The 22,746-nt window shown below is 40.1% G+C and carries 20 protein-coding genes; 13 read left to right on the top strand and 7 right to left on the bottom strand.

All coding sequences use genetic code 11. The features are described 5' to 3' along the window. The first annotated feature begins 12 nt into the window (after window positions 1–12). Window positions 13–264, top strand: coding sequence for a DUF3862 domain-containing protein (locus CSC79_RS03900; protein WP_099294254.1), 252 nt, complete (start codon window positions 13–15; stop codon window positions 262–264). An 81-nt stretch (window positions 265–345) separates the two neighbouring features. Here the strand turns inward: CSC79_RS03900 and CSC79_RS03905 are convergent, their stop codons facing one another. The 3 genes from CSC79_RS03905 to CSC79_RS03915 form a co-directional block, all read right to left on the bottom strand. Beyond that, a complete protein-coding gene (locus CSC79_RS03905) occupies window positions 346–1,701 on the bottom strand; it encodes a hypothetical protein (RefSeq protein ID WP_099294256.1) in 1,356 nt (451 codons plus the stop codon). Between the two features lie 112 nt (window positions 1,702–1,813). After that, window positions 1,814–4,534, bottom strand: coding sequence for a TonB-dependent receptor (locus tag CSC79_RS03910; RefSeq protein WP_099294258.1), 2,721 nt, complete (start codon window positions 4,532–4,534; stop codon window positions 1,814–1,816). A 678-nt stretch (window positions 4,535–5,212) separates the two neighbouring features. Next, on the bottom strand, window positions 5,213–5,635 hold the full coding sequence (locus CSC79_RS03915; RefSeq protein WP_099294260.1) for a hypothetical protein: 423 nt from the start codon (window positions 5,633–5,635) through the stop codon (window positions 5,213–5,215). 341 nt (window positions 5,636–5,976) lie between these two features. Here CSC79_RS03915 and ccoN point away from each other — a divergent pair, with 341 nt between their 5' ends. The 11 genes from ccoN (at window position 5,977) to ttcA (ending at window position 15,893) form a co-directional block, all read left to right on the top strand. After that, window positions 5,977–7,410, top strand: coding sequence for a cytochrome-c oxidase, cbb3-type subunit I (gene ccoN / locus CSC79_RS03920; RefSeq protein WP_099294262.1), 1,434 nt, complete (start codon window positions 5,977–5,979; stop codon window positions 7,408–7,410). Between the two features lie 12 nt (window positions 7,411–7,422). Continuing rightward, complete coding sequence (gene ccoO / locus CSC79_RS03925) at window positions 7,423–8,097, top strand: cytochrome-c oxidase, cbb3-type subunit II (protein WP_099294264.1); 675 nt, start codon at window positions 7,423–7,425, stop codon at window positions 8,095–8,097. Window positions 8,098–8,103: 6 nt separating this feature from the next. Continuing rightward, window positions 8,104–8,289, top strand: a complete 186-nt coding sequence (locus tag CSC79_RS03930) for a cbb3-type cytochrome c oxidase subunit 3 (RefSeq protein ID WP_087534511.1) — start codon at window positions 8,104–8,106, stop codon at window positions 8,287–8,289. Then, window positions 8,286–9,251 carry a cytochrome-c oxidase, cbb3-type subunit III gene (gene ccoP / locus CSC79_RS03935; protein WP_099294266.1) on the top strand — a complete coding sequence of 322 codons (966 nt, stop codon included), beginning with the start codon at window positions 8,286–8,288 and terminating at the stop codon, window positions 9,249–9,251. Before CSC79_RS03930 ends, ccoP begins: the two co-directional genes overlap by 4 nt. Before the next feature lie 148 nt (window positions 9,252–9,399). Further along, window positions 9,400–9,891 (top strand): FixH family protein, encoded by a 492-nt coding sequence (locus tag CSC79_RS03940; RefSeq protein ID WP_099294268.1) that lies wholly within the window; start codon window positions 9,400–9,402, stop codon window positions 9,889–9,891. 10 nt (window positions 9,892–9,901) lie between these two features. Continuing rightward, entirely contained in the window at window positions 9,902–12,277 is a 2,376-nt protein-coding gene (locus CSC79_RS03945; RefSeq protein ID WP_099294270.1) for a heavy metal translocating P-type ATPase, read from the top strand. After that, window positions 12,274–12,441, top strand: a complete 168-nt coding sequence (gene ccoS, locus CSC79_RS03950) for a cbb3-type cytochrome oxidase assembly protein CcoS (protein ID WP_058559001.1) — start codon at window positions 12,274–12,276, stop codon at window positions 12,439–12,441. The genes CSC79_RS03945 and ccoS overlap by 4 nt, the downstream gene beginning before the upstream one ends. Then, window positions 12,434–13,105: a sulfite exporter TauE/SafE family protein gene (locus CSC79_RS03955; RefSeq protein WP_099294272.1), complete on the top strand. Its 672-nt coding sequence runs from the start codon at window positions 12,434–12,436 to the stop codon at window positions 13,103–13,105. Before ccoS ends, CSC79_RS03955 begins: the two co-directional genes overlap by 8 nt. 34 nt (window positions 13,106–13,139) lie before the next feature. Next, a complete protein-coding gene (locus CSC79_RS03960) occupies window positions 13,140–13,871 on the top strand; it encodes an FNR family transcription factor (RefSeq protein WP_099294274.1) in 732 nt (243 codons plus the stop codon). 91 nt (window positions 13,872–13,962) lie between these two features. Next, window positions 13,963–14,889 carry a universal stress protein UspE gene (uspE, locus tag CSC79_RS03965; protein WP_099294276.1) on the top strand — a complete coding sequence of 309 codons (927 nt, stop codon included), beginning with the start codon at window positions 13,963–13,965 and terminating at the stop codon, window positions 14,887–14,889. A 95-nt stretch (window positions 14,890–14,984) separates the two neighbouring features. After that, window positions 14,985–15,893 (top strand): tRNA 2-thiocytidine(32) synthetase TtcA, encoded by a 909-nt coding sequence (gene ttcA, locus CSC79_RS03970; protein WP_099294278.1) that lies wholly within the window; start codon window positions 14,985–14,987, stop codon window positions 15,891–15,893. 68 nt (window positions 15,894–15,961) lie between these two features. On the opposite strand, the gene secF is transcribed toward ttcA, so the two are convergent. From secF to CSC79_RS03990, 4 genes are all read right to left on the bottom strand, one after another. Continuing rightward, window positions 15,962–16,879, bottom strand: coding sequence for a protein translocase subunit SecF (secF, locus tag CSC79_RS03975; RefSeq protein WP_099294280.1), 918 nt, complete (start codon window positions 16,877–16,879; stop codon window positions 15,962–15,964). After that, the gene (gene secD, locus CSC79_RS03980) at window positions 16,876–18,711 is read right to left on the bottom strand and encodes a protein translocase subunit SecD (RefSeq protein WP_099294282.1); all 1,836 of its coding nucleotides are present in this window, start codon (window positions 18,709–18,711) and stop codon (window positions 16,876–16,878) included. Before secD ends, secF begins: the two co-directional genes overlap by 4 nt. A 93-nt stretch (window positions 18,712–18,804) precedes the next feature. Continuing rightward, complete coding sequence (locus tag CSC79_RS03985; protein WP_099294284.1) at window positions 18,805–19,290, bottom strand: hypothetical protein; 486 nt, start codon at window positions 19,288–19,290, stop codon at window positions 18,805–18,807. A 332-nt stretch (window positions 19,291–19,622) separates the two neighbouring features. Further along, entirely contained in the window at window positions 19,623–20,672 is a 1,050-nt protein-coding gene (locus CSC79_RS03990; protein ID WP_099294286.1) for an NAD(P)-dependent alcohol dehydrogenase, read from the bottom strand. A gap of 186 nt (window positions 20,673–20,858) precedes the next feature. Here CSC79_RS03990 and CSC79_RS03995 point away from each other — a divergent pair, with 186 nt between their 5' ends. Next, window positions 20,859–22,649: an ABC transporter ATP-binding protein/permease gene (locus CSC79_RS03995; protein WP_180270383.1), complete on the top strand. Its 1,791-nt coding sequence runs from the start codon at window positions 20,859–20,861 to the stop codon at window positions 22,647–22,649. The last annotated feature ends 97 nt before the right edge of the window (window positions 22,650–22,746 follow it).

Genomic DNA, 22,746 nt, shown 5'->3' on the forward strand with positions numbered 1-22,746 from the left:
AGGAACGTTACCATGAAAAAAATACTAATCATTGCAGCAACTTTATCGCTAGCAGCTTGCTCAAAAGTGAGCCTTGAGAACTACGAAAAGATCTCTATCGGCATGGACAAGACACAAGTTGAAGCTATTTTAGGAAGTGCAGATAACTGCGTAGAAAAAACACTTCACACGAATTGTGTTTGGGGAGATGAAACAAAAAATATTGAAATCACGTTAGTCTCTGACAAGGTATCGTTATATAGCAAAACAGGCTTAGAAAAATAACCCGAATCAGCACTGGTTTATTAAAGCTGAATAAAAATATATGGTAGTTTGATTTCTACCATATATTTTCATAATTGAACGTTATTCTTTTTTACTTGAAATGAGTTCTATATTTACGATTTTACTGCGATTCAAGGTTATTTTATAGCGTTGATGTGTAGTTTGTTCTTGGCTTTGATACACCACAACAACATTTAACTGGTAACGGCGTTCAACACTTTGTTTTGAAATTTTACTACTATCTAAATGATAAAGCTTTCCTTCGCCTTTTTTCAAATAACGCGTAAATGGTGCAAGGCTAAAACGCAGTGTTTGCTGCAACGTATCGTAGCCTGGCAAAAACTCTTTTGCACCAACACGCGTCTCACTAGCAAAATGAAACCACTGCGCGGCCAATCTATTTTGTTGCCTACGTTTTGAAAAGATATTACGAACACCCTGTGGAATACGTTTAAACCGCGTATATTCAAGCCATATATACTGCGTAGCAATTTTATCTTTTGTGACACTGTTTCTAAACTGAAAGCGCCACTTTGGCCGGCCTTTTACAATGGTTCGCCAGATCACACGCGTTATATCCTCTTTGAAAATTTCACGCATACCGTAGATCGCGCCAAGAATAATCACTAATGTCGCTGTTATTTCAGTAAAGTTACTTCGCGCATTTAAAACTACAACCATCACGAACGCCATGATCACGGCAGTAACAGAGCCTTTTACAAGTCGCTTTAAATAGCTATTTAAATGTCGTGTATGACGATTAAGTACAACCCCGTGTTCAATAAGTCGCTGCAATAAACGCATCTTGTTTGTGATTCTGTTGGCGTCTTGTAAGGTAGATTCAGAGTTATATTGATGTTCTTGCCTGTATGCTTGCTCTGCTTTGCAAAAGTTCAATAAGTCACTGCGCTCTTTAGCATGATCACTACTTCTAGGACCTTCGTCGAGTAACTTTAAAAATGATTGTTCAATTTGCCAGCTCAAATAATTATCTGCATTGGTATAAAATGACACCAGTTTTTCATTATCGGGTGTATAACGGCGCAGTTTTTTTAATAGCCCTTTACTCTGCTCAGCTAATTCAGTAGCGCGAATATAAAAAGCATCTTTGTCTGTTATTTTAAGTGCATCTTTCACATCGGTATCTATCGCAAGCCTAACTTGATAGCAATAAAGGTTGAGGTTTTGACGGTAATCTTGTTGCTCACCTTTATTTTTACTCACAAAGCGGCTTCGTACTAAAGGCAGGTGAATATTTTTAGCGTTATAAGCTAAATGAGACTTAAAATGGTTGTTGAAATACGCTTCTTCGCTGAGGGTTTGCGGGTTGATACCCATTTCGTTGGGAATAGAAAAATACAAGTCAATACGTTGTTCTGAGCGCGGGCTTAGCTCGGGTTCTATAATAAAGGATAAATTTTCATCCTGTTTTAACAATCAGTTCTCCTAATGAATTATTTATATATATTAGTTTACTGTCACATTTTATTTAGTTCAATAAAAAAGACCCAGTAAACTGGGCCTTTTAAGAGTCAAACGGTTTTACTGATTAGAATTTAACATTCACGCCAGCAAAGAAACGACGACCAAGTACATCGTATGTGTACGGGTCAGTGTTAGAATCGTTATTACCTGTGTAGTAAGGCGGTTGCTTATCAAACAAGTTGTTAATACCCGCTGTTAATGAAACTGTATCATTAACTAAGTATGATCCACTCACATCATGATAAATCACAGTTGGTGTAGTCGGTGCGTAGCACGAATCTTCTTTACCAATACATGAGTAGCTGTCCATACCTGCAATGTAACGCGCTTGATACTGAGCATCCCAGTTATCACCAGCAACATTAATTGTTAGGTTAGATTTAAACTCAGCATAACCACCTGAACCAGATGTGATAACACCTGCGTAATCAACTGGGTCGCCAGTTACTTCAACTACATATTCGTCAAGATACGTTGTGTCTAAACCAGCCTTCCAGTTAAGACCTGCAGCTTCAAATGAGTAGCTAAGGTTTAAATCAACACCTGAAGTTTTCTCTGAACCAATATTTTGTAATTGATTATTAAAAGTAATACGACCTGTAGAATCAAGTTTTACATTACTTGATTTACATAGTGCAGACTCTTTATTACTTGCGGCAACTAAACACTGATCAACAATGTATTGATTATCAACGGTTGCAATCGCATTTTCGATTTCGATATCGTAGTAATCAAGCGTCATGCTGAAGCCTTCAAACCACTGCGGTTCGTATACGATACCAGCAGTTAAAGTATCAGCTTCTTCTGGCGTTAATTGGTTATTACCACCTACTGTCACTTCTGCTTGGTCCTGTGCACCTGGGAACTCTACTTGTTCGAAAGAAGGTGAATTACCAGAATATAACTCAGATACTGTTGGTGCACGGAATGCTGTTGAAACAACACTACGTAACATTAACTCGTCGTTTACTTTCCAAGTAAGGCCTAATTTCCACGTTTCGTCTGAACCAAAAGTGCTGTAATCAAAGGCACGAATTGCAGCGCTTAATTCAACGTTTTGTGCAAGTGGTGCATCAGCTAATAATGGTAAAGCAAACTCTACATATGCTTCATTTACATCAAAGCCACCCGCTGTTGGCTCAACCATAGGGTCATTTGCAAGACCTTGTGCTGTCAATGAATCCGGCGTAAACCACGCTTTTTCTTGACGGCGCTCAATACCTGCTGCAAATGCTGCATAGCCCGCAGGTAGTTCAAACATTTCGCCCGATACTGACGCTGCTAAAATAAATAGCTGGCTGCCGCCATTGTTAACTTCGGTGTAAACATTGCGACGGAAGTCTTCGCTTGTCCATGCAGCTTGATCAAGTGGATTAAATGTTCCTACTACATCATTTTCATCGTTTGTGTACATGATGCTATCACCAATAGCACCCATATTGTGAAGGTTGCTTAACTTGTCGACAGAATCGTTACGGCCAAAGTTTGCAGACACATCCCAGAAATAATCGCCAGCATAACCATCAGCACCGATTACAGCACGAACAGTATCAACTGATTGTTCGAAATAACGCGCGCCAGTGTCTGACATGCGACGGCCATAGAAAATATCATCGCCGTATTTATAATTTGCAGTTTGCGTTAGGTATTTACCATCGGCATCTTTATCAGCATAACCATCACCGTCTGCATCAACTTTACTTGTGTAAGTTTGATCAAGTAATGAATCGCCCATTGACTTGTCATACTTAAAGCCGAACCATACTGGTTGTGGCGCCATTTGCTGTTGCGACCAACGTTTAGTATAAGTAAATTCAGTAAACACGCGCGTTTCATCGCTGATTTCGTATGTAGCTAAACCCGTTAGGTTTAAACGCTCCATCGGCGTATATAGGTAGCTTGAAGGTGCAAAGTTAAAACGGTCAGCATCTGTAAATGGGTGTAAGCCGCCTAAACCACTTAAACCATTATCACCTTGTGCTAAACCAACGCTAACTTCTTTACCATCATCGTCAAGCGCTTTTGTTGTACTGTCTTGCCAAATGTGGCCACCCTCTGAATACACAGAGCCGCCATTACAGTTTAAACCGTTCGCACCTTCAGCAATTGGGCACTTAGAGAAATCACGGTCAGCTTGAGACGCTTCACCACGATCAGTATATTGCATACCAACAACGATATTACCTTTGTCGAAGCTAGTACCTACTGTGAAATCAAATGACGTTTCTGTTGCATCACCTTCACCAGTGATTGCAGAGTTCACATTCATGTCCAAGCCTTCGAAATCATCTTTTAAGATGATGTTCACAACACCTGCAACAGCATCAGTACCATAAACAGCAGACGCGCCATCTTTTAATACTTCAACCGATTTAATCATTGAAACTGGGATTGTATTCAAGTCAACAGTTGATGCTGCACCTGTACCTGATGCAATCATACGGCGACCATTTACAAGTACTAATGTACGGTTAGCACCAAGACCACGAAGGTCGATTCGTGCATTACCACCTGAACCATTATTAACGCCAGGGTTAGTCATCGCACCGCCAGTGGCAGTCATTTTTTGAAGCACGCTGTCGATGCTCGTAGCGCCCATTGCTTTGATATCATCAGCGCCAATAAGTGTAACTGGGCTAGCGTTTTCCATATCAGAACGCTTAATGCGAGAACCCGTTACTTGGATTTTTTCAATTGACTGAGCTGCTTCGTCTGCAGCAATAACACTTGTTGAGAACATAGGAATTGCTGAAACAACAGCTAAACCAAGAATTGATTTTTTCATGTTAAACCCTACTTGTTGGAAAAAGTACCCTTATCAGGTAATACCGCTCGATATTGTTAGAATGACGAGTCAGCGGGGGGCAACTTAGGCTGAGTTAACTGAACGAAAACTGAATGCAGGAGCAGCATTTACACACCTTGATTTTCACCGACCTTTAAAGGGTACATAAGTTAATTGATGTTTCATTGTTAACACGATAAAACAACTTAATTTCAATTAGATATGAAATTCAAACCACAGTAAAAAAACGAATGAAATCAAATGAGCAGAGTTTGTAATCGAATGTAATCAATGGTTATAAATACCTGAATTAGAAAAATTCACATCTTGATCACACAGTTTTATAGAAACCGTAAAACTCACTGTTAATTACTAACCATAATTATGCAGAATCAGTGAGTAAATAAGCATCGCAATTGAGTAAGTGGTTAAAAATAGACTAAATTTATAGCTAAATTAAATAATGTACGCAGAAAATAAAGAGGTGGAACAATAAATGATTAGGGTCTGTTAACTTTTGCGGATTAAAATTCGTTCAAACTAGGCGCGATTTAATCGCGGCGCGAGATTTGTAATCTAGTGGGCTAAGTTAAAATCGAGCAAAGCTACCGCATCTTGCTCACACCCCTTACCACCATCCATGTAGGCAACAAAGAGTAAAGCGCTCCTAGCCGGACCCTACTGTTTGACGATGAAATTATAAGAAATTTGGGAGTTATTACCTTGCTGATCTTTTAACTCTATGGATAGTTTCCATTCCATATTTTTTTCAGAACAAACGCCTACCATAGTAGTGGCACGAAATTTACCTGCTACTGATTCGAAAAAAACAGGGATATATCCCATATACATAGTCACACCTTCAAGCTTGGCACGTTTAACTTGCAAGCCTTCAGGTAATGATAAGTTTATATCAAAAGGCGTTTCTGGCGAGACTGTCGACTCTGATAACCACACTTTTATTTGTTGATCATAAGTGCATGGTTCATTTGAAAGGCAACTTGCGACTGTTGCCTGCTCTTCTATACTTGTCTCTTGAGGCTTGCATGCAGTCAGGCTAATAACTGAAATTAAAAGCAGTGATCTTTTTTTAAATTGCATCGTAACTCCTATTGTATAGACAAGAGATACTAATAAGCACATCGGTAAAAGACAACAACTGAAGGGTAATTACCCTCATAAGATTAAAAAGTATGTCAAAAAATAATCAACAACATGATAAAAATTGATTGATGTCATAATTTTATGCAATTGACCTATCTTTTTTAGGCCAAAAATTTTATCATTTCCCCCGCAAAAATAAGGGTTTCTCGAGTTTGTTTTCTGAAGCAGTCAACGCATTGAAGGTTTTAGGTAACACACTTGTGGAGTAATAGTAGGCCCCACTTTTTTAAAGTGGGTAATTCATTTCTAAACGCATATATTGCAGCGGAAGCCAGAAAATGAGCCAAACAGTAGCATCACAAACTGAGTACAACTATAAAGTTGTACGCCAATTCGCTATTATGACAGTGATTTGGGGCATCGTTGGCATGGGTATTGGGGTTCTGATTGCTGCCCAATTAGCTTGGCCAGCACTTAACTTTGATACACCATGGTTAACATACTCTCGACTTCGTCCGTTACATACGAACGCAGTTATTTTCGCATTTGGTACCAGTGCACTTTTCGCAACATCTTACTATGTTGTGCAACGTACTTGTCAAACGCGCCTTCTTTCAGACAAATTAGCCGCCTTTACCTTTTGGGGTTGGCAATTAGTTATTGTCCTTGCAGCTATCACATTACCTTTAGGTATTACTAGCTCTAAAGAATATGCAGAGCTTGAATGGCCAATCGACATATTAATTGCGGTTGTATGGGTAACCTACGCTGTCGTATTTATGGGAACTATCGCGAAGCGTAAAGTATCACATATCTATGTTGCAAACTGGTTCTATGCCGGCTTCATTATTACTGTTGCAGTATTGCACATCGTAAACAGTATGGCTGTTCCAGTATCACTCACTAAATCATATTCAATCTATGCAGGCGCTGTAGATGCAATGGTTCAATGGTGGTACGGTCACAACGCTGTAGGCTTCTTATTGACTGCTGGTTTCCTTGGTATGATGTATTACTTTGTACCAAAACAAGCGGGTCGTCCGGTTTATTCTTACCGTTTATCAGTTGTTCACTTTTGGGCGCTTGTTTCTTTATATATTTGGGCTGGTCCTCACCACTTACACTACACTGCACTTCCAGATTGGACGCAAAGTTTAGGTATGGTGATGTCTATTATCTTATTCGTGCCTTCTTGGGGTGGTATGATCAACGGTATCATGACCCTGTCTGGTGCATGGCATAAGCTTAGAACTGACCCTGTACTTCGTTTCTTAGTTGTTTCACTTTCTTTCTACGGTATGTCTACCTTTGAAGGACCGATGATGGCAATTAAATCTGTAAATGCATTATCTCACTACACTGATTGGACTGTAGGTCACGTTCACTCTGGTGCACTCGGTTGGGTTGCTATGATTTCAATTGGTGCTATTTATCACCTTATTCCTGCATTGTTCTCACAAGGTCGTATGTACAGTGTGAAACTTGTAAATACGCATTTCTGGTTACATACCGTGGGTGTTGTACTTTACATCGTAGCAATGTGGATTTCAGGTGTAATGCAAGGTCTAATGTGGCGCGCAGTTAACTCTGACGGTACATTGATGTACAGCTTTGTTCAGTCACTACAAGCATCTTATCCTTTCTATGTTATGCGCTTCCTAGGCGGTGTATTCATCGTAGCGGGTATGTTGGTTATGGCTTATAACGTTTACCGTACAATTACAGCGAAAAATGATTCGTTGAAATTAGACGCGCAAGCACAGTTAGCATAACGGAGCGAGATGATGAGCAATAATAATTCACAAAACAAACATGAAATAGTTGAAAAGAATATTGGCCTGATGGCTATCTTGACTGTTTTTGCTATCAGTTTTGGTGCATTGGTTGAGATCACTCCGCTAATGTTCCAAGACGATACAACGAAACCTGTTGATGGGTTACGTCCACTAAACGCACTTGAAATGGAAGGCCGTGATATTTACGTTCGTGAAGGTTGTTACAACTGTCACTCGCAAATGATTCGCCCATTCCGTGACGAAGTTGAGCGTTATGGTCACTATTCTGTTGCAGGTGAATCAGTATGGGATCACCCATTCCAATGGGGTTCTAAACGTACTGGTCCAGACCTAGCTCGTGTAGGTAAACGTTATTCAGATGATTGGCACTATGCTCACTTAGTTAATCCTCGTGATGTAGTACCTGAATCAAATATGCCAGGATACCCTTGGTTAGCTGAGAATCACGTTGATACTAGCCTGACTCTGAAAAAGCTAAAGATTTTCCGTGATACATTCGCTATCAACCCACAAAACCCAGCTCACCCTGGTTTAGGTTACGGTAGTGATGAAGAACTAATCGCTGATATTGCTAAAGTTGATGCAATGAATGACGGTAAAGGTGCGACAGAAATGCAAGCCCTTATCGCCTACCTGCAACAGCTTGGCACGCATTTGAAGTAATTGATTATGGATTACGGAACATACAGAGGCATATTAACTCTGGTAATTTTAGTATTGTTTATTGTGATTGTTGTGTGGGCATACAGCAAACGTAGCAAAACGCGCTTTAAAGACGCTGCAAATGCTATTTTTGAAGATGAGAGCAAACACAACAAAACACTCTCTAACGAGGAAAAGGGGTCTGAGAAATGACTAGCTTTTGGAGTATTTGGGTTATTGTATTAACCCTAGCATGCTTACTTATCATCTTTGGCTTATTAGTGTGGAACTTAACAAACTACGCTGGTGTTAAAGAAGGTGAAAGCTGTGGGCATGAATTTGATGGCATTGAAGAACTAAACAATCCACTACCTAAGTGGTGGACTTACATGTTTTTCGCAACATTTGCATGGTCAGTCTATTATTTAGCAGCATACCCAGGTTTAGGTAACTGGGAAGGCTTAGCTAAATGGACAAGTTCGAACCAAGGTGTTACTTCTTTAGCTGAGTCTAAAAAGGCAATTGAAGAAGCACATGCTAATGGTGAGTATGTAAAACTTGACCAAGAGTATAAAGCAGCTGATGAGCGTTTTGGTCCTATCTTTGAAGGCTTTGCAAAACAAGATATAGAAACTCTTGTCGCAGACGAAAAAGCCCTAGAAATTGGTCAGCGTTTATACGCACAAAACTGTTCACAATGTCACGGCTCAGATGCACGTGGTGGTATGGGCTTCCCTAACCTAACTGATAACGATTGGTTATACGGCGGCACGCCTGACAAAATCAAAGAAACACTTCTATATGGTCGCGTTGCAGCAATGCCACCATGGGGTGCAGCTTTGGGTGAACAAGGCGTTAAAGAAATGACCGCTCACGTTTTAAGTTTATCTGGTCGTACAGTTAATCAAAAAGATGCTGAAGCGGGTGCTGCCAAGTTTGCAATGTGTGCGGCGTGTCACGGTGCTGATGGTAAAGGGTCTGTTGCTCATAACCTGCCGTTTGGTGCACCTAACTTAACCGACAATATTTGGTTGTACGGTGGTTCTCAACGTGCTGTTGAAGAAACACTGCTTAATGGCCGCGCAGGTGTTATGCCAGCATGGAAAGATATTTTAGGTGAAGAAAAAGTACACTTATTAACAGCGTATGTTTATAGTTTATCGCAAGATAAATAATCACAACGTTAATAAAATGTTGTAACTTTCATCTTTTATTTCAATACATTAATTGAGATCAAAAAAGCCTCCATTCGGAGGCTTTTTTTTAGTCTTTTTAAAACAAATCCTATAAAATGTCCCCATCACAAACTAATGAAGTGTATTTATGAGCCCTACTCCTTGGTATAAAAATTTCTGGCCTTGGTTTTTAATTTTTTTCCCTCTTGTTGCCATTATTGGTTGTATATCGTTGTTTATCACTGCTATCGGAAATGGACCTGACATGGTTGTTGACGATTACTATAAAAAAGGGAAAGCAATTAATTTAGAGCTAAGCAAGTTTGACAAAGCTAAAGCGCTTTACTTACACGGTAACCTAACTGCTGAACATGACAAAATCAGCTTTAAGTTCACTAAAGGCGACACCAGTAATATTCACTCTTTAAAAGTCTCTTTTTACCACCGTACTATTGGAGAGCATGATTTTAATGTTCATTTAACACCTAATGCTAATGGTGAATTTACTGCGATAGTTGAGCCTTATAGTGAAGGGACTTATACCGTATTTATTGAACCAACAGATGCAAGTTGGAAGCTAAAAGAAAACATTACCTTGCCTAACCAGCAAAGTATCGCGATTAATCCTGAATATAAGTAGTTGTATCATCATGGCTAATAATTGCTTTCACTGTCTTGAAAGTGTTCCCTCTGGGTTTAGTGCGACCGTCGAGATTGACGGTAGCGCTCAGCCTATGTGTTGTATTGGATGTCAAACAGTTGCTGAAACAATTGTTGCGCAAGGTATGACTGATTATTATAAATTTAGGACAGTTCGAGCAGGGAAAGTTGAGCAACTAGTACCTGAACAGCTCGCATTTATTACCAGTTATGATAACCCAGATATTCAGGAAGAATTTATTTCGCAAAGCAATGACGTAAGCGAAGTTCTTTTAACCGTTGAAGGTATTACATGCGCGGCCTGTGCGTGGCTAATTGAAAAGCAATTACTCAATATGCCTGCCGTGAAACGAGTTGATGTGAATACATCAACCAATCGCGCCATGATACAATGGCACAAAGATGCCCTACCACTGAGCGAAATCATCAAGTCCCTGCTTGAAATAGGCTACAAAGCCTACCCATTTCAAGCTGATCTCGAAGCAAGTCAAAAACAACTTGTGGCAAAAGCATATATTCGCCGTCTTGGTGTTGCTGGTTTAATGACGATGCAAGTAATGATGTTTGCATTTGCCATGTATTTCGGCATGTTTTCTGGGATGGAAGATGATTTTGAACAGTACTTCCGATGGATAAGCCTTGTATTAGCGTCTCCCGTGATTTTATACAGTGCATTGCCATTTTTAACAAATGCTATTAATGGGCTAAAAGCCAAACAGTTAAACATGGATCTACCTGTTTCTTTAGCCATTTTTGGCGCGTATGCCGCAAGTAGTTATGCCACAGTAATGGAAGTTGGCGAGGTGTACTTTGAATCCATTTGTATGTTTACATTTTTACTGCTGTTAGGAAAATACTTAGAGTTTAGGGCGCGCCTTAAAGCGAGTGAGTTCACTGCCAATCTTCAAAAGCTACTGCCGCTAACTGCCCGCACCCTTGATGAGCACGGGCAAGAACATATCATTGCAGCAAAAAAACTAAAATTAGATGACCGTGTCTTGGTTAAAGCCGGTGAAACAATTCCTGCTGATGGAATTGTGTGTGCAGGTACTACAACGGTAGACGAATCAATGATGACAGGTGAACACTTACCTGTTAATAAATATATTGAACACCAAGTATTCGCAGGCACCGTTAATCACGATGGCGTGATTGAAATACGCATTAATAAATTAGGCCAAAATACACTCTTAAACCAAATAATAAAACTACAGCATAGTGCACTGGCTACAAGGCCTAAACTAGTTGAAGTAACCGACAAAGTAGCGCAATGGTTCGTTGCCTGCTTGTTAGTTTTTGCTTCTTTAACTGCTATTGGGTGGTATCAAATCGACCCTGAACATGCTTTTTGGATCACCATTGCTGTACTTGTTGCTACCTGTCCGTGTGCATTAAGTCTAGCGATCCCTACCGCTTTAACGTGTGCTGTTGCCACACTCACACGTAAAGGTGTACTCATAAAACAATCCCATGTGCTTGAAACATTACCACAACTAACGCGTATTGCGTTTGATAAAACAGGCACGCTAACACAAGGGCGTTTTAGCTTCGAAAAAATCGACATTATTGATAGCCAATATCAAAAAGAGAACATTCTAGCGCTTGCGGCGCAACTAGAGAGCTACTCTGAACACCCTATTGCATCAGCTTTCAATGAATTTACTCCGACCTTACGCCATTTAACTAATATTACGATTGTTCCCGGTGAAGGCATCACAGGTGAAGATGAGCAGCACCATTATGCCATCGGTAAAAGTGGTTGGTTCAACACACAAAAAAGCAATGCTCAAGCCACCTTTTATGTCGACCATCAACCAGTGGCCCATTTTTACTTAATTGACGAAATTAAGACTAATGCAAAAGGTTTAATCGCTTCTTTGCATCAGCAAAACTTAACCTGTCATATGTTAACGGGTGATGCATCGAGTGCAGGAAAGAAAATAGCTGAGAAACTTAACCTAGATAGTTACAAGTCTGGCTGTCTACCACAAGACAAACAAAGTGAAGTAGAAAAATGGTCAGCCCAAGGTGATGTTGTAGCGATGGTGGGCGATGGTGTAAACGATAGCCCAGTGTTCAACAGCGCTCATTTATCTATTGCTATGGAAACAGGTGCTGATATTTCTAAAAACACAGCTGATGTGGTATTACTAAACAGCGACTTGTCTGCAATTTCACATTTGATGACTGTTTCTAAAAAAACACGTCGTATAATTAAACAGAATCTAGCGATTTCGTTAATCTATAACGGCTCTATTCTTCCACTAGCAGCATTGGGGCTCGTGGCTCCTTGGATGGCTGTGATAGGGATGTCTGCAAGTTCAATTATTGTGATCAGTAATTCATTGAGGTTATTAAAGCTATGAGCATAATTTATATTTTGATCCCGATTGCAATTTTGTTTGTCATTATCGCCATTGGCGTATTCTTTTGGGCAGTACGTGGAGAACAGTTCTCCGATTTAAACAAACAAGGCCATAGCATTTTGTTTGAAGACGATAAAGAGCAACACAATAAAAGCAATGATTGACCCTCTTTACATTAGCGCATTTATTATGGGGCTCATCGGTAGTGGCCACTGTATTGCAATGTGTGGAGGCATAGCCAGTTCATTACAATTGGCAACAGATAAGCGCCGCCCTATTTTTTATACTATTGCTTACAACTTGGGGCGTGCTAGCAGTTATATGCTCGCAGGTGCCTTGGTCGCAGGCATAAGTAGTCACTTTGCCAGCCAAAACCATTTTTTTTCGCTCACTTTAGCCATTTTAAGTGGCGTATTTATGCTACTGGTTGGCCTCTATATTATGCGTTTGGGAGCCAGTTTACAGTGGCTTGAATCGCTTGGAAAAACATTGGTATGGCAACATTTAGTTAAACTAAATCGCTACCTTATGCCCGTTAATTCGCTTCCAAAAGCACTCGCCTATGGCGCTTTATGGGGATGGCTACCTTGTGGTTTAGTCTATTCAGCATTAACATGGGCCATGACAAGCCAAACTGCTTTAGAAGGCGCCTTTGTTATGTTATTTTTTGCATTTGGGACATTTCCTGCCATGTTGAGCATGGGAATGGGTGCCCAGTTTATACATAAAATACTTAACCACCCATGGGCCAGAATCGCTATGGGCAGCATTCTTATTTGGTACGGTATATACTTACTTATTATTGCAACTGATAAATTAGTGCATTAGTCTAACTAAAAAAGCACTGTAATGGATTTAACTGATGGATTTTTCTAACAAAGCAAAAAGCAATTGTACAATTAGCTGTAACGACTGCAGTATCAGCCAGTTATGCTTGCCTTTTACCCTCAACGGCCAAGAAATGGATAAGCTTGACGAAATCATTGAGCGCAAAAAACCTTTACATAAAGGTGATTTTTTATTTGAGTCAGGTGCGCCTTTAAATGCTATTTTTGCTGTTCGCTCAGGGTCGTTTAAATCTTACACCTTGTCAGAGCAAGGAGATGAGCAAATAACAGGCTTTCACCTTGCCGGAGACCTAGTAGGTTTTGATGCAATCAATAAAATGCAACATCAGAGTTTTTCTCAAGCGCTTGAAACATCGATGGTATGTGAAATTCCTTTTGATACGTTAGATGAACTCTCTGGTAAGTTACCTAAACTTCGCCAGCAAATAATGCGTTTGATGAGTAATGAAATTAATTATGATCAGGAAATGCTGTTACTTTTAAATAAAAAATCAGCAGAAGAACGCTTAGCAAGTTTTATCTACAATTTATCTGAACGATTTGGTGAGCGTGGCTTTTCTCGTAAAGAGTTTAGATTTACCATGACACGAGGCGAAATAGGCAATTATTTAGGACTAACAGTAGAAACGATTAGTCGTTTATTGAGCCGATTCCAAAAAGCAGCTCTCATAAAAGTTGAAGGTAAGTTTATAACTATTCTTGATAATGATGGTTTACGCGATGCCGCTGCTATTTCCGCAAAATAAATCTTGATCTAAAACAAAACTTACTCAGCTGCTCCTTTAACTCCACAAATTATACGTTACACTGTATAAAAAGTAGTTAAAGGAGCAGCTCATGAATACTATCCAACAAATTCTTGCCGTTATTGACCCCACTGTTGATTCTCAACATAGCCTCTCGCGTTCAATCGATTTAGCAAAAAAATCGGGGGCAAGCATCACTGCTTTTATGAGCATTTATGATTTTTCATATGAAATGACCACAATGCTTTCAAGTGATGAACGTGAAGCAATGAGAAATGCAGTTGTAAAAGATCGCCAAGCTTGGCTCGATGATATCCTCGCGCAGTATCCTGAGGTTGACATAAAAAGCCAAGTCGTCTGGCACAATCGTACCTACGAAGCAATTATAGATGCCGTCATTGAGCAAAATTTTGACTTGGTTGTAAAAGGCACCCATCAGCACGATACGCTCAAATCCGTTATTTTCACACCAACTGACTGGCATTTAATTCGTAAATGCCCAGCGCCCGTATTACTAGTTAAAGAGCACGCATGGCCAGAGCGTGGAAACATTCTTGCTGCTGTGAACTCAGTCAGTGAAAACGAGCAACACCTCGCTCTAAATAATCGCATAATCAAAGATGCACAATTTCTATGTGAGCTTGCCAATGCAAAACTAAGTTTAGTAAATGCCTATCCAGCAACACCAGTAAATATAGCAATTGAAATACCAGAGTTTAATCCAAGTGTTTACAACGAATCGGTGAAAAAACACCATGTTGAATCCACCCATGAACTTGCAAGCAAACACCAAATAGCACATCAAGATTGTGCAATTGAAGAAGGCTTACCCGAAGACGTCATTCCTGATGTAGCGGCACGTTTAAACAGTGAGCTAGTGGTTATTGGTACAGTGGGTCGAACTGGTTTAAGCGCAGCGTTAGTAGGAAACACCGCAGAGCATGTTATTGATAGCCTAAACTGTGATGTGCTCGCACTCAAACCCGATGGTTATGTCAGCCCATTAGTAAAAAATTAATTAGTGTTGCTTTGTAAATTTTGCTATAGCTCCCCTTGAGCATATAACATATAATACGCCCCTTATTTTTACGCATAGTATCTCAAGGGGCCGTAATGTCGCATTCTGTTCAAGCCAAAGCTCAATTTAACTTCAATAAGTTACAAAAGCGCTTACGTCGCCAAACTGGTCAAGCAGTGATGGACTTCAATATGATTGAAGAAGGTGATCGCATCATGGTCTGCTTATCAGGGGGCAAAGACAGCTATACCCTTCTAGAAATGCTAAAACATTTACAGCGTGTTGCGCCTATCAAGTTTGACCTTTTTGTTGTCAACCTAGATCAAAAACAACCTGGATTCCCAGAACATGTATTGCCTGAGTACCTAGATACACAAGACGTAGAATACAAGATTGTTGAAGAAGATACCTACAGTATCGTTACTGATATCATTCCAGAAGGTAAAACAACCTGCTCTCTTTGTTCACGATTGCGTCGGGGCATTTTATATCGCACAGCAAACGAGCTTGGGGCAACTAAAATTGCGCTTGGGCACCACCGCGATGATATGATAGAAACCCTGTTCTTAAACATGTTTTACGGTGGTAAACTCAAAAGCATGCCAGCCAAATTGATGAGTGATAATGGCGAACACATGGTTATTCGTCCATTGGCATACTGTAAAGAAGCAGATATTGAACAATACGCTATTCATCAAGCTTACCCTATCATTCCATGTAATTTGTGTGGCTCGCAAGAGAACCTTCAACGTAAGCACACTAAAGCAATGCTTGCAAAGTGGAATGAAGAACACCCAGGGCGCATTGAAAGTATCTTTACAGCCATGCAAAACGTGGTGCCTTCTCACTTGGCTGATAATGAGTTGTTTGATTTTAAGCAGTTAAAAACGGGGGAAGTGATTGATGGCGGTGATATCGCACTTGATAAACCCGATATACCAAAGCAACCAGCAACTGCTGCTGAACAAGAATCTGCTGACGTTGTTACCATCAACTTAAGCTAGTTTAAGTTAAAAGTTTAAAAAATGCCGCTTTTCTAGCGGCATTTTTGTTTAGCTTAAACGTGATGTTTTTATGGCATATCCATTAGTGCTTGGCTTTGTTCATCTAACTTTAATTTATAGTTTTCTGCACTTAGCCCCAACAACTGCGGTAATGTAACCGCAATACAGATTGACGATAAAGTACCGAAAACAATTCCTGCAAATAATGCGATTGAAAACCCCTGCAAAGGCGCACCGGCAAAAAGCCAAACACTACCTACAGTGGCCAAAGTCGTGCCTGAGGTAATTAAAGTACGCGTTAACGTGCTGCTAATGGCATTATTAATAACATTATTTACTGTTAGCTGCACCGCGTTCTCGTGCCGTAATAGTTCACGCACTCTATCACCAACTATTATCGAGTCATTAAGGGAATAGCCAATAATAGCCAGCAAGCTTGCCAATACTGTTAGATTAAATTCCAGCTGCAGCCATGAAAATATTCCCAGCACAATTATTATATCGTGAAATAGAGCCGCTACCGCGCCAATTGCCAAGCGCCACTCAAAACGAACAGCGAGATAAAGCATCACCGCTACCATCGCTGTAAATAAGGCTAAAACGCCCTGTTCAAGTAACTCATCACCTACTTGGCTACCTAAATAAGATGACGAAATAACCTCAAGACCTAACGTGGGATCTTGCTTAAGTACTTGTAACCACACTGATTGCTCGTCACTTTCTTTTATTTGGAAGTGTTGCGCAGATTGTGCCGTTAACACATAGTTTTTTGTTCCTGTTGCTGCAATTTTTTGCTGCATCTGCTTATCACTCACTGCAACTGTGGTCGTAAACTCAGTTAAATACCCACCGGTAAAGTCAAAGCCAATATTAAGCCCCTTATTCACCACACTAAAACCTGATAATAAAACAAATAAGACTGAAATTATTAGCCCAACATAACGGATATGTGTCCCATTTTTTAACAAATAATCACGAAAAATCATACATTGACTCCTTGTTTGTTAGCCAGTTTCAAATAGAGCGTTTGGCTTAAAGCTTTTGCCACAAATACACCAGTAAACACACTGGTAATAAGACCTAACGCCAATGTGATCGCAAAACCTTTAATAGGCCCATACCCTATGCTGTACAAAATAATGGCTGTTATCATGGTTGTTATGTTGGCATCAAAAATAGTGCTAAATGCTTGATTATAACCCTGCTCGATTGCCTGATAAGGTGCCCGCCCCTTCAGCCGCTCCTCTTTTATTCGCTCAAAAATAATCACATTTGTATCAACAGCCATACCAATGGTTAAGACAAGCCCAGCAATACCAGGAAGAGTCAGGACAACACCGGGTAATAACGACATTAAACCCACCAATGCTGTTAAGTTTAGTAATAAAGCTATATTGGCAATGATGCCTAATTGTCGGTACCACAACGCCATAAACAGCAGTGTCACGCCCATACCTAGCATTAAAGCAGCTAAGCCATTATTTATGTTATCAGCCCCTAAACTTGGGCCTATCGTTTGCTCTTGAACAATAGTGACCGGTGCAGTCAACGAGCCAGCACGTAGTAATAGCGCTAAATCTTGCGCTGCTTGAGCGCTTTGCATATTAGTAATACTAAAGCGACTACTCAAATGCCCAAGAATATTTGCTACGTTTATTACTTCACTTTTTTTAACCGTTTCACCTTGTTCATTTATATAGTATTCAGAATATACCGTTGCCATAGGCTTCCCAATGTTACGTTTAGAAAACGCAGACATTGCTTCGCCACCTTGGCTATCTAGGCTTAATTGAACAAGGGGTTTACCCCACTCATCACGTCCAGATTGAGCATTATTGATGTGCTCACCTGAAAATATAGCCACTGGATCTAAGTTAACTTTGCCACCATCTTGCAAATTAAATGTTTTACCTCCCAATTCTTTGATCTGGTAAAACTCTAGTGACGCTGTGGCGCCAATAATCCGTTTTGCCTCGCTAGGATCTTGCACTCCAGGTAGCTCAATACGGATCCGTTGCTTTCCTTGGCGCTGCGTAACTGCCTCAGTGATACCCAACTCCTCAATTCTGCCTCGTAGCGTGGTTAATGTTTGGCTCATTACACCCTTTGCAAATTCATTTGAGCCTTGCTCACTAAAGCTAAACGATACCGATATAAAACGACCTTGATTGTGGCTAACAGCTTGTAAATATTCAAAATGGCTGAGTACTTCTTTTTCTATTGCTAGCGCATTCGCTTTATCTTGAGAGTGAAGCTCAAAACCTACGCTGCTCTTTTGTACTCGCATACCTCGCGCTTTATTCTCACGGATCAGCTTTTTCGTTTGTTCAAATGCATTATCAATCTGCTCTTGTTCAGCTTTGCTAAGGTCAACATCTAACACAAACAGTACGCCACCATTGAGATCTAATCCTAACTTTATTGGTGCGAGTCCTAAACTTTGTAACCACTGTGGGCTGGTTTGGTGACTAACAATTTTACTGCTTAGATGAGTAAATTGATGTTTAAGTAATTGTTGTGCATTGGCACTCTTTGCGGGGCTATCAAGTAAAAGCTCAAGTTCAAAGCCATCACTTGTCGTTTGCTCAATTGCTTGAGCAACCTCAAACTTATGTTGGTTGAGGTATTCAATGAGGCTTTTTGTTGTAATTGGGTGCGCTATCGTTTGATTATTTATCACCTGAATATGCAACCAAGAAGTTGTAGGGTATAAATTGGGAGCAGCACTCACTGCAAGTAAGAGCAAAGCGATACACATTGCCATATAACTGAGTTTGAAACGCTGCAAAAGCGATTTTTTTACTGGTTTTTTTAACATAATTGTTTCCTTTAGCCAGCCAAGTACGCTGGCTTCATGCCATATAGGCACATTAATTTTTAGTGTTCGAAATGGAATAAATTAATGGAAAAATTAACTATGGTAGGTAGTGACTGCTCGGTAGAGGAGGTTTGCGTCTTTCCAACCACTTAAACGATTTTTCTTACCGTCATAAGCGGTATACCACGGGCGGGTAATGGGTGGCGCTAAAGGCTTTAAATAGAGTTCACGAGCCAAGCTTGGTGTAAAAAACTCAAATATAGGGGTGTAGTTAGGCTCGACTTGGACCTGTTGTAAAAATAAAGATGAGTTACTTAAAGCTAAACGAAATTGTACAGACTCAAAATCCGATTGCTTCGGTTGTTCATCAATATGTTTATCATATTTTAAGGGGGCAGTTGTTAAAGCAGATAGATTAACACTTCGCGCTTTATCTATAAATTGGCTGTGCTCTAATTTAATACTCAAAAGAGAGGCAATTGAATCCGTTTTGTTTACGCTCACGCCACTTGCAACCTGCGCACTTAACAGTGCAACAACAAGCAGTAATGTATTTAAAATAAAGCGTAAGTGAGTCATATTGCTTTCTATTAATCAGAGTATAGGCATATATGGAGGTTAATTTTATATTTTCAATACTTTGATGAATATTGAATTATACCCAAGCCACCTTAAGGTGCAGAATTTAGCATTTCACAGGGGCTTAATGTCAAGGGGTTGGTTTAAAAGTGATTGATACTGCGTTATTGATTTTAACAATAGAACCACTACTTCTTGCAATTAATGCCTTGCCTAAATCACTTTTAATTCCAACTGAAACTCATATCTTGAGGTGGTTTGGGTATATAACCGCAGTATTAACTGCGGCTATAGTTAAAACAATGGATCATACTTAGTGATTTAGAATAGCGTTAAGCCACTTCCAGAGATGACATATCAATCACAAAGCGATGAGATAAATCACCTTCCTTCAAACGTTCAAAGGCGTTATTAATCTCATCCATTTTAATCATTTCAACTTTTGGTAAAATATTATGTAGAGCACAAAAATCAAGGATTTCCTGCGTTTGGGCAATCCCTCCGATTAATGAACCCGCCACGCGACGACGACCTAATAATAACGGCACAGAATTAGACTCAGCCATTTCACCAACCTGACCTACCAATACCTGAGTTCCATCAATGTCTAATAAAGGAAGGTAAGGTGTAAAGTCGTGTTTTACTGGAATCGTATTAATGATTACATCAAATTGATTGTTATACGCTTGCATTGCTTTTTCATCTTTAGAAACAAGCAGGTCTTTAGCGCCATACTCGAGTGCTTGGTCTTTTTTATCAGCTGATCGGCTTATCGCCGTAACGTGTGCCCCCATTGCGGCTGCAATTTTAATCGCCATATGGCCTAAACCACCCAGACCAATCACCCCGACTCTGCTACCTGGGCCGACATTAAACGTACGAAGTGGAGAATAGGTTGTAATGCCTGCACATAAAATTGGCGCACATGCTGCCTTATCTAATGACTCAGGTACACTTAACACAAACTCTTCACGCACCACGATATGCTTTGCATAGCCGCCTTTTGTTTCTTCGCCAGTGACTCGATCTTTTCCTGAGTAGGTACCAACCATGCCTTCACGACAAAACTGTTCCTCTCCTTTGTGGCATTGATCGCATTCTAAGCAACTATCCACCATACAGCCAACAGCTACAGTGTCCCCAACTTTATATTTACTCACTGTGTCACCAATTTCAGTGACACGCCCAACAATTTCATGCCCGGGTAATATTGGATAGCGCGTGCCACCCCAATCATTATTCACTGTATGAAGATCCGAATGGCAAACACCGCAATAAAGAATCTCAATTGCTACATCTTCATCACGTAACTCACGTCTTTCAAAGTGATAAGGTTTTAGTGGTGTGTTGGCTTCATGTGCCGCATATCCAATAGTTTTCATGTGCTGTCCTTTCTTTGTATAAACTAAGTTTTACTCTATAGACCAAAGCGTTACGTTAAATTGTAGTATAATGCCCTGGCTGTGAATTAATAAGCATGGTCATAACCATTTAAGTATATACTCTAGCCTACACCAAAAAGTTTAATACACCCTTAATATCTTAATTAAAGTCAAAGCAGGAACAGTATGCGCGGTGCCAGTAGACAAGAAACAATAAAACATCACGATGCCATGAATTTAAGTCAAAGTATTAAAACCTTGTGGCCCTACCTTATGGCATTCAAGGGCCGTGTTGTATTGGCGCTTTTAGCCCTTATCGCAGCCAAAGGCGCTACTTTGCTAATGCCTTGGGCACTCAAAGAAATCATTGATGCGGTTGACGGAAACTTACAAACCCTACTCATAGTCCCTGTTGCATTATTATTATTGTATGGAGGACTGCGTTTTGCTGGCGTCTTTTTTGGCGAAGTTCGTGATGCACTATTTGGCCGAGTAACCGAGCATGCAATGCGCCATATTGGCTTAAAGGTATTTAAGCATCTACACGCGCTGGAGCTAAGCTTTCATTTAGATAGACAAACCGGTGGCATCAGTCGTGATATTGAGCGCGGCACACGCGGACTCAGCTTTTTGATGCGGTTTTTAATGTTTAATATTGTGCCAACCCTTTTTGAAATAGTGATTGTTGCAGTCATATTCGCCACCGTTTTTTCACCTTGGTTTGCACTTGTTACCCTCATTGCCGTCATAAGTTACATTGCATTCACCGTCATTGTTACTCAATGGCGCAACCGTTTTATTCGTGAAGCGAATCAGGCCGATAACAACAGTAATAGCCGTGCAATTGATAGTTTATTAAATTATGAAACCGTTAAATATTTTAACAATGAAGAATATGAAGCTAAAAGTTACGATACGTTTTTAGCGAGCTGGGAACAAGCAAGGCTGAAAAATCGATTATCTCTGCTTGCTTTAAACTCAGGTCAAGCATTGATCATTGCGGCCGCCATTACAGCCCTTATGTGGCTTGGTGCCGCAGATGTTGTAACAGGTGAGCTTACTATTGGTGAGCTGGTTATGATTAATGCATACATGATTCAGCTATTCTTACCGCTTAACTTTTTGGGCTTTGTGTATCGCGAGATTCGCCGCGCTTTGACAGATCTTGAAAATATGCTCGGATTACTCACACGCAAAGCAAAAATAGAAGACGTAGCCGACGCAAAACCATTAAATTTAATAAAGGGTGATATCTCATTTGAGAATGTTTCTTTTGGCTATGACAAAAATCGCAGCATCATTAATAACTTAAGCTTTAACATTGCAGCAAATAGTAAAGTCGCGGTTGTTGGCTCTAGTGGTGCCGGTAAAAGCACCCTCGCACGCTTACTTTATCGTTTTTATGATATACAAAGTGGCAGTATTAAAATTGATGACCAACCCATAAACAACATAACCTTAGAAAGTTTACGCCAAGCTATTGCCATCGTACCGCAAGACACCGTTCTTTTTAATTCGAGTATTCGTGAAAATATAGCGTATGGACGTCCAACAGCCACTGATGACGAAATTGATACCGCGATCAGGCTTGCACACCTAGAAGGTTTTATTAAAAGCCTTGATAAAGGTGACCAAACACTTGTTGGGGAGCGAGGATTAAAAGTTTCAGGGGGTGAAAAACAACGTATAGCAATCGCCCGGGCAATCTTAAAGCAATCGCCAATTATAATTTTTGACGAAGCGACCTCGGCTCTAGACTCTCATTCAGAGCAAGCAATACTTAACGCAATGCGAGAAGTGGCAAGTAATCACACCAGTTTAGTCATTGCTCACAGGTTATCGACTATTACAGATGCTGACAAAATTATTGTGCTTAAAGATGGCCAATTAGTAGAACAAGGTACTCACCAAACATTGTTGAATTTAGGGGGCGAATATTCACGCATGTGGCAATTACAACAAACAGAGTCCACATAAACGTAAATTGATGTTAACCTAATTCTATCGAGCGATTAGGTTATTCACCTCAAAATGTTTGTTTAGCTCAACGTTCTCTATAACAATTAAAGATAGA

Source organism: Pseudoalteromonas sp. 3D05 (assembly GCF_002723455.1).
GTDB lineage: Bacteria > Pseudomonadota > Gammaproteobacteria > Enterobacterales > Alteromonadaceae > Pseudoalteromonas.